The organism is Rhizobacter sp. P2_H2, assembly GCF_056403375.1.
Window position 1 is genome coordinate 1 of record NZ_JBFUFP010000175.1, and the last position, 7,613, is coordinate 7,613.

Below are 7,613 nucleotides of genomic sequence, written 5' to 3' on the forward strand. Positions count from 1 at the left end.
AGGATGATCTGGGTGCAGCGGAACAGCGCCATCTTCTTGCCTTGCGGGCTGAAGACGGTGGCGGACCAGACCTGCGTCGAGCGGCCGAGGTGGTCGGCGCGGGCCTCGCAGCGGATCAGGCCTTCCTTCGCGGTGCTGAAGAAGTTGCTCTTCAGCTCGATCGTCGTGAAGTTCTTCGATCCCTCGGGCAGGTGCGCGATGGTCGCGTAGCCGGCGCTGGTGTCGGCCAGCATGATCACGCTGGCCGCGTGCAGGAAGCCGTTCGGCGCCAGCATCCACGGCTGTACCTGCATCTGCGAATCGAGGTGGCCCTCGGCGATGGCAGTGATCTGCACGCCGAAGCGGTCGGGTGCGAAGCCCGCCTGGCGTTCGTGGAATCCTTCGATGGTGATGTCAGGGCGCAGCATGGTTTCCCTCCGGTGATGCAGATGGCGACTGTAGCGAGGCTTCGCCGAAGCCGCCGGCCAGTGCCGCGCGCAGGTGCGCGACCAGCGCCTGCACCGCCTTCGGCGTGCTCGGGCTCCACGGCCGCATCGCGTAGACCGCATCGCCGAAGAAGCCGACCGGCCGCCATTGCGGCAGCACCTCGCGCAGCTTGCCGGCCCGCAGCGCCGCCGCCGCGCTGAAATCCGGCACCAGCGCGATGCCGAGGCCGGCCAGCGCCGCGTCGCGCAGCACCTCGCTGTTGCCGGCCCGCAGCGGCCCCTGCGCGACGACGCTCAACCGCTGCGGCTCGGGCTCATCGCCCAGCGCGTCGCGCTCGAACTGCCACACCGCCGGACCCGGCCGCAGGTAGGTCAGGCAGGCATGGCCGGCCAGGTCGGCCGGCGTCTTCGGCGTGCCCTGCCGTTTCAGGTACGCGCGCGTCGCCACCAGCAGCGCGCGCGACGCGCAGAGCTTCCAGGCCACGTGGTTCTCCGGCGGCGCGCTGGTGTGGCGCACCGCCAGGTCGAAGCCCTCATGGGCCAGCGTGACGAGCCGGTCCGACAGGTCGAGCTCGACACGGATGTCGGGATGCGCACGCACGAAGGCCTCGAGGTGCGGTGCCACATGCTGCCGCCCGAGCGCCACCGGCGCGGTGATGCGCACCAGCCCGCGCGGCTGCGCCGCCTGGTCGCGCGCCTCGACCACGCTGCGCGCGATCAGCTCGAAGGCCTCGCCGGTCTGCTCGACCAGCCGCCGCCCCGCATCGGTCAGCCGCACCGAGCGCGTCGTGCGCTGCACCAGCGGCTGGCCGACCGCGCGCTCCAGCTCRGTGATGCGCTGGCTGACCGCCGCCTTCGACAGCCCGAGCCGCTGCGCCACCTGCGTGAAGCTCGCCAGCTGCCCCAGCAGCGTCAGCGTGTGCACCTGCGGCCAGAGCAGGTCGATGCGTTGGTCCACGGTCGTCATTGTTCAGATTATCGAACAATGAAGTCACCGTGATCGCATTGGCAAGCGGCGAACCGGCTCCTAGACTGGATCGGTACCCCCACAGCTCCAGGAGACCACGCCATGGGCGCCCACGATCCGTTCACCGCCACCGCCGAGGTCGGCCACTTCATCCAGGGCGCGCCGGTCGCGAGCCGCAGCGGGCGCCGCCAGCCGGTCTGGAACCCGGCGACCGGCGCGGTCGCGCGGCAGGTGGTGCTGGGCAGCGCGGACGACGTGAACGCCGCGGTGGCCGCCGCGCAAGCCGCGTTCGACGGCTGGGCGCAGACGCCGCCGATCCGCCGCGCGCGCGTGATGTTCAAGTTCCTCGAGCTGATGAACCAGCAGCGCGACACGCTGGCCGCGATGATCACCGCCGAGCACGGCAAGGTGTTCACCGATGCGCAGGGCGAGGTCTCGCGCGGCATCGACATCATCGAGTTCGCCTGCGGCATCCCGCAGCTGCTGAAGGGCGACTTCACCGACCAGGTCTCGACAGGCATCGACAACTGGACACTGCGCCAGCCGCTGGGCGTGGTGGCCGGCATCACGCCGTTCAACTTCCCGTGCATGGTGCCCTGCTGGATGTTCCCGGTGGCGCTGGCCGCGGGCAACAGCTTCATCCTGAAGCCGAGCGAGCGCGACCCGTCGCCCTCGCTGTTCATGGCCGAGCTGCTGAAGCAGGCCGGGCTGCCCGACGGCGTGTTCAACGTCGTGCAGGGCGACAAGGTCGTGGTGGACGCGCTGCTGACGCACCCCGACGTGAAGGCGCTCAGCTTCGTCGGCTCGACGCCGATCGCGCAGTACATCTACGAGACCGGCGCGCACCACGGCAAGCGGGTGCAGGCGCTGGGCGGCGCGAAGAACCACATGGTGGTGATGCCCGACGCCGACCTCGACCAGGCGGTCGACGCGCTGATCGGCGCCGGCTACGGTTCGGCCGGCGAGCGCTGCATGGCGATCAGCGTCGCGGTGGTGGTGGGCGACATCGCCGACCGGCTGGTCGATGCGGTGGCGGCGCGCGCGAAGACGCTGAAGGTGAAGAACGGCATGGAGCTCGATGCCGAGATGGGCCCGATCGTCACCGCGCAGGCGCTCGAGCGCATCAGCGGCTACATCGACATCGGCGTGCAGGAAGGCGCGCAGCTGGTGGTCGACGGTCGCGGCTTGCGCGTGCCCGGGCACGACGGCGGCTTCTGGATCGGCGGCACGCTGTTCGACCACGTGACGCCGCAGATGCGCATCTACCGCGAGGAGATCTTCGGGCCGGTGCTGGCCGTCGTGCGGGTGCCGGATTTCGCGGCGGCGCTCGCGCTCGTCAACGCGCACGAGTTCGGCAACGGCGTCGCCTGCTTCACGAGCGACGGCAACGTCGCACGCGAGTTCGCACGGCGCGTGCAGGTCGGCATGGTCGGCATCAACGTGCCGATCCCGGTGCCGATGGCCTGGCACGGCTTCGGCGGCTGGAAGAAAAGCCTGTTCGGCGACATGCACGCCTATGGCGAGGAGGGCGTGCGCTTCTACACAAAGCAGAAGAGCGTGATGCAGCGCTGGCCGTCGAGCATCGCGCGCGGCGCCGAATTCGTGATGCCGACCGCCAAATGAACGCTGCGCTCCCGGGGTAAGTGGTCGTAACATCGCCCGCTTCGCGGCGATGACAGCCGCATCACGACACCATCGGGAGGGCACGCATGCGTGCAATATGGAGGAAGGGCGCGCGCGCCCTGGGCGTGGCGCTGTGCGGCCTGTGCGTCGGCACGGCACTGCAGGCGGCTGAACCGGCGAAGGCGCCTGCGGGCGGACTGCTGCCGATCGAGCAGTTCACCAAGTGGCCGGACATTCAAAGCGTGCGGATCTCGCCGTCCGGGCGGCGACTGGCGCTGATCCTGACCGGCCCGACCGGGCGCTGGCGGCTCGGCGTGATGGACCTCGATCCGGTCGGGCAGATCCGCGTGGTGGCGGACTACACCGATGCCGACGTCAAGAGCGCGGACTGGGTCACCGACGACCGGCTGGTGTACGGGGCCGCCGACCCCGGTGCGGAGGTCCGGCAAGGAGGCTACGGTGTGTTTGCCGTCAACCACGACGGCAGCGGATACAACCAGTTGGTCTCGGCCCGCGACACGACGCAGGACCATGCACTCGTCAAGTCGCGCACTCTCCCGTGGGACTGGTACCTGCACTCGCCGGCCCGCGACGGCAGCAATGATGTCTTCCTCAAACACTATGTCTGGGGCAAGGCCGGTGTGCTGGCCAACATCCAGTTGGCGCGGATGGACACGGTGACGATGAAGCTGACCAACCTGAGCCAGGGCGCGCCCGACGGTGTGCGGGATTGGACACTCGATCGGCAGGGCCAGCCCCGTGTCGTGACGGCACAGAGAGATGGCAAGACGAGCGTTCACTGGCGCAATCCGAAGACGGACCGGTGGGAACAGGTGGCTGAGTTCGATTCGTACGACAGCCACGGTGCATCATTCGACCCGGAGATCATCGATGGCGCAGGCCAGTTGCTGGTCTCGGCGGGTATGAATACCGACACCCGCGGCATGTACCGCTTCGACTTCGCCGCGCGTCGCCTGGATCCGGAGCCGGTGATGAGCGTCAAGGGCTTCGACGTGGATGGCGGCTTCGAGGATGATCCCCGAACCGGTCAAGTCCTGGGCGTTCATTTCAGGGCCGACCGCCCGATCAGCGTCTGGTTCGATCCGGTGATGCAACGCCTGCAGCAGGCCCTCGATGCCGCGCTGCCCGCCGGCCGCAGCAACCGCATCATCTGCGGCGAGTGCGAGTCGACCCGCTTCTACGTCGTCCGCTCCACATCCGACCGCCAGCCAGGCGAGTACTTCCTGTTCGACAAGAAGAAGAACTCGCTGGAAAAGATCGCCTCGCAGCGCCCCTGGATCGACGAATCGACCCAGGGCACCCGCAGCTTTCACCGCGTGAAGATGCGCGACGGCCTCGCCATCCCGGTCTATATCACGAGCCCGAAAGGCGCCTCCGCCACCGAGCCGCTGCCTGCCGTGATGCTGGTCCACGGCGGCCCTTGGATCCGCGGGGCTGACATCAGCTGGCAGGCAGAGGCTCAGTTCCTCGCGTCACGCGGCTACCGTGTGATCCAACCGGAATTCCGTGGCAGCGAAGGTTACGGTGGCAACCTGTTCCGCGCCGGATGGAAGCAATGGGGGCTTGCGATGCAGGACGACCTCGCCGACTCGGTCAAGTGGGCCGCCGAGCAGAAGTTGGTCGACCCCGCGCGAGTGTGCATCTACGGTGGCAGCTATGGCGGCTACGCCGCGCTGATGGGTGCCATTGCCAGCCCCGGCGTCTACAAGTGCGCCGCCAGCTACGCAGGCGTCACCGACATCGACCTGATGCGCAACCTCGACTGGAGCGACATGTTCGATGACTACAAGAAGTACGGCATGCCCGTCCTGGTCGGCGATCCGGTGAAGGACGCCGCCCAGTTCGCGGCCACATCGCCGCTGAAGCGCGCCGGCGAAATCAAGATCCCGATCCTGCTCGCGCACGGCAGCCTGGACCGCCGCGTGCCGATCGAGCATGCGCGCAAGTTCGTCTCGGCTGCACAGGATGCGGGCGTGGACATCGAGATGGTCGATTACTTCGACGAAGGCCACTGCTTCTGCACGCCAACGAACCAGACCGACTTCTACCGCAAGCTCGAAGTCTTCCTCGCGAAATCGTTGAAGCCTGCGCGCTGACCCGCGACGCCCGGCCCATCGCCGGGCGATCCTTTACTTGAGCTGCTGGACCCAGAACGTCGCCGTCGGCACCGTCGGCACCGCGAAGTAGTCGACCTTCAGCGCGGTGATCTTGTCGAGGGTGTCGAACCCGGCGATGACCTTGCCGAACACCGCGTAGCCGTTCTGGTCGCAGTTCGCGCCCGTCGGCCGGATGTCCAGGCAGGCGTGGTTGTCGACCACGTTGAAGAAGAACTCGCTGGTCGCCGTGGCCGTGTTGGTGCTGCTCTGGCGCGCCATCGCGACCGTGCCCTTCACGTTGCTCAGGCCCTTGTCGCTCTCCAGCGCGATCGGGGCGTAGGTCGGGATGTGGGTCCAGTCGCCGCCGTAGCCACCGCCCTGCACGACGAAGCCCGCGACGACGCGGTGCAGCAGCGTGTTGTCGTAGCGCTTCGCGGCGACGTACTGCAGGAAATTCGCGACCGTGATCGGCGCCTTGTCGGCGTACAGCTCCATCACGATCTCGCCGTGCGTGGTGAGCATGCAGACGGTGTTCGTCGCGGTGCTGGCCGCAGCAGCGGCCTTGCCGGCATCGCTGCAGCTGGTCGTGGGCGTGGCCGGGATCGAGACCGGCGCGGGCGGGAAGGTGGGCGCCGCCGGGTACGAGGGACTGCTGCTGCCGCCACCGCCGCAGGCGGTCAGGGCAACCATCGCGAACAACGGGATCAGGCGAGAAGTCGACATGGGATTGAACGGAGGGTGGGCCGCCGATGGCGGCGAAGCCGCGATTCTCGGCGACTTCAGAGCTTCTCGGTCTCGCCGGTCTTCGGCTGCCATTTCATCAGCCGCCGCTCACCCCAGCCGACGGCCGCGTCCAGCAGCAGCGCGAAGGCCGTCAGCACCAGGATGCCGGCCATCACGGTGTTGATGTCGAACGAGCCCTCGGCCTGCAGGATCAGGTAGCCGACGCCCTCGGCCGAGCCGAGGTACTCGCCGACCACCGCACCGACGAAGGCCAGCCCCACGCTCGTGTGCAGCGAGCTGAACACCCAGCTGGTGGCGCTCGGCAGGTACACGTGGCGCAGCAGCTGGCGTCGGCTCGCGCCCAGCATGCGCGCGTTCGCGAGCACCACCGGGCTCACCTCCTTGACGCCCTGGTAGACGTTGAAGAAGACGATGAAGAACACCAGCGTGATGCCCAGCGCGACCTTGCTCGCGACGCCCAGGCCGAACCACACCGCGAAGATCGGCGCGAGGATCACGCGCGGCATCGAGTTCAGCGCCTTGATGTAGGGCTCGCAGATCGCCGCCGCCATCGGGCTGAGCGCGAGCCACAGCCCGCACCCGAGGCCCATCGCGGTGCCGAAGCCGAACGCGAGCACCGTCTCCTGCAGCGTGATCCACAGGTGGTGGTAGATGTCGGCGCCCGTCACGAACCAGGCCCACACGCGCGCGAAGATCTTCAGCGGCTCGCCGAAGAAGAACGCCGCCTGCCGGTCGTTCTCGAACAGGAACGGGCGGACCAGGCCGGGTGCGGTCAGCACGTGCCACAGCACGAAGATCGCGACCAGCAGGCCGAGCTGCCACAGGCGCAGGTTGCCCGGGCGGGGCTTGATGTACTTCCACATGGCGTCAGGCTGCGAGTTGCTGCTGATAACCCTTGACCACCTCGTCGCGCAGCACCGACCAGATCGCCTGGTGCAGCTCGACGAAGCGGGGCGCGGTGCGCACCTCGGCCACGTCGCGCGGCCGCTCGAGGTCGATGCGGAACTCGCCGATCGGGTGCGAGCCCGGCCCGGCGCTCAGGCAGACGACGCGGTCGCTCATCGCGATCGCTTCATCGAGGTCGTGCGTGATGAACAGCACCGCCTTCTTCTTGGCGGCCCACAGTGCCAGCACCTCGTTCTCCATCAGCTGCCGGGTCTGGATGTCKAGCGCCGAGAACGGCTCGTCCATCAGGATGATGTCCGGGTCGAGCGCAAGCGTCTGCGCGAGGCTCACCCGCTTGCGCRTGCCGCCCGACAGCTGGTGCGGGTAGCGGTCGCCGAAGCCGCCCAGGCCGACGCGGCGCAGCCACTCGCCGGCCTGCGCCTTCGCATCGGCGACGCCGCGGAACTCCAGCCCGGCCATCACGTTGCGCAGCGCGGTGCGCCACGGCATCAGGCTCTCGGCCTGGAACAGGTAGCCGRCCCGCGCGTTCAATCCCGCCAGCGGGCGCCCGAAGACATGCACCGTGCCGCTGCTCGGCGTCAGCAGCCCGGCGGCCATGTTCAGCAGCGTGCTCTTGCCGCAGCCGGTCGGCCCGACCACCGAGACGAACTCGCCGGCGCCGACGGTCAGCGAGACATCGCGCACCGCGGTGTAGCGCTGGCCCGGGTCGTCGCGCGAGATGAAGGTGCAGCTGACGCCGTCGAACTGCAGTGCGGAGGCCTCGGTCATGCTTTCGGGTACTTCGCGTTGGCCTTCTTCACGAACTCGTTCGTGTAGACCGCCTGCAGGTCC

7 protein-coding genes are annotated in these 7,613 nt (G+C 68.5%); 2 read left to right on the top strand and 5 right to left on the bottom strand.

The annotated features are described in order from the left end of the window. Together AC1D15_RS12145 and AC1D15_RS12150 are read right to left on the bottom strand one after the other, a co-directional pair. A partial coding sequence (locus tag AC1D15_RS12145) for a PaaI family thioesterase (protein WP_477826164.1) occupies window positions 1-407 on the bottom strand: 407 nt, incomplete at its 3' end. Then, entirely contained in the window at window positions 394-1,392 is a 999-nt protein-coding gene (locus AC1D15_RS12150; protein ID WP_477826165.1) for a LysR family transcriptional regulator, read from the bottom strand. The genes AC1D15_RS12150 and AC1D15_RS12145, both read right to left, overlap by 14 nt. Before the next feature lie 102 nt (window positions 1,393-1,494). Between AC1D15_RS12150 and AC1D15_RS12155 the strand changes: the two genes are divergently transcribed. Both AC1D15_RS12155 and AC1D15_RS12160 read left to right on the top strand, forming a co-directional pair. Further along, window positions 1,495-3,015, top strand: coding sequence for a CoA-acylating methylmalonate-semialdehyde dehydrogenase (locus AC1D15_RS12155; protein WP_477826166.1), 1,521 nt, complete (start codon window positions 1,495-1,497; stop codon window positions 3,013-3,015). A gap of 86 nt (window positions 3,016-3,101) precedes the next feature. After that, window positions 3,102-5,132 carry a S9 family peptidase gene (locus AC1D15_RS12160; protein WP_477826167.1) on the top strand — a complete coding sequence of 677 codons (2,031 nt, stop codon included), beginning with the start codon at window positions 3,102-3,104 and terminating at the stop codon, window positions 5,130-5,132. 33 nt (window positions 5,133-5,165) lie between these two features. Here the strand turns inward: AC1D15_RS12160 and AC1D15_RS12165 are convergent, their stop codons facing one another. From AC1D15_RS12165 to AC1D15_RS12175, 3 genes are read right to left on the bottom strand one after another with little or no spacing between them, the layout of a single operon-like run. After that, window positions 5,166-5,855, bottom strand: a complete 690-nt coding sequence (locus AC1D15_RS12165) for a peptidylprolyl isomerase (RefSeq protein WP_477826168.1) — start codon at window positions 5,853-5,855, stop codon at window positions 5,166-5,168. 56 nt (window positions 5,856-5,911) lie between these two features. Beyond that, complete coding sequence (locus AC1D15_RS12170) at window positions 5,912-6,739, bottom strand: ABC transporter permease (protein ID WP_047508314.1); 828 nt, start codon at window positions 6,737-6,739, stop codon at window positions 5,912-5,914. A gap of 4 nt (window positions 6,740-6,743) precedes the next feature. Further along, the gene (locus AC1D15_RS12175) at window positions 6,744-7,550 is read right to left on the bottom strand and encodes an ABC transporter ATP-binding protein (protein ID WP_477826169.1); all 807 of its coding nucleotides are present in this window, start codon (window positions 7,548-7,550) and stop codon (window positions 6,744-6,746) included. Window positions 7,551-7,613 lie beyond the last annotated feature (63 nt).

Bases quoted from the DNA above. Each gene is read 5' to 3' on its own strand.
- AC1D15_RS12170 (WP_047508314.1), bottom strand. From the start codon at position 6,739: ATGTGGAAGTACATCAAGCCCCGCCCGGGCAACCTGCGCCTGTGGCAG.
- AC1D15_RS12160 (WP_477826167.1), top strand. From the start codon at position 3,102: ATGCGTGCAATATGGAGGAAGGGCGCGCGCGCCCTGGGCGTGGCGCTG.
- AC1D15_RS12155 (WP_477826166.1), top strand. From the start codon at position 1,495: ATGGGCGCCCACGATCCGTTCACCGCCACCGCCGAGGTCGGCCACTTC.
- AC1D15_RS12165 (WP_477826168.1), bottom strand. From the start codon at position 5,855: ATGTCGACTTCTCGCCTGATCCCGTTGTTCGCGATGGTTGCCCTGACC.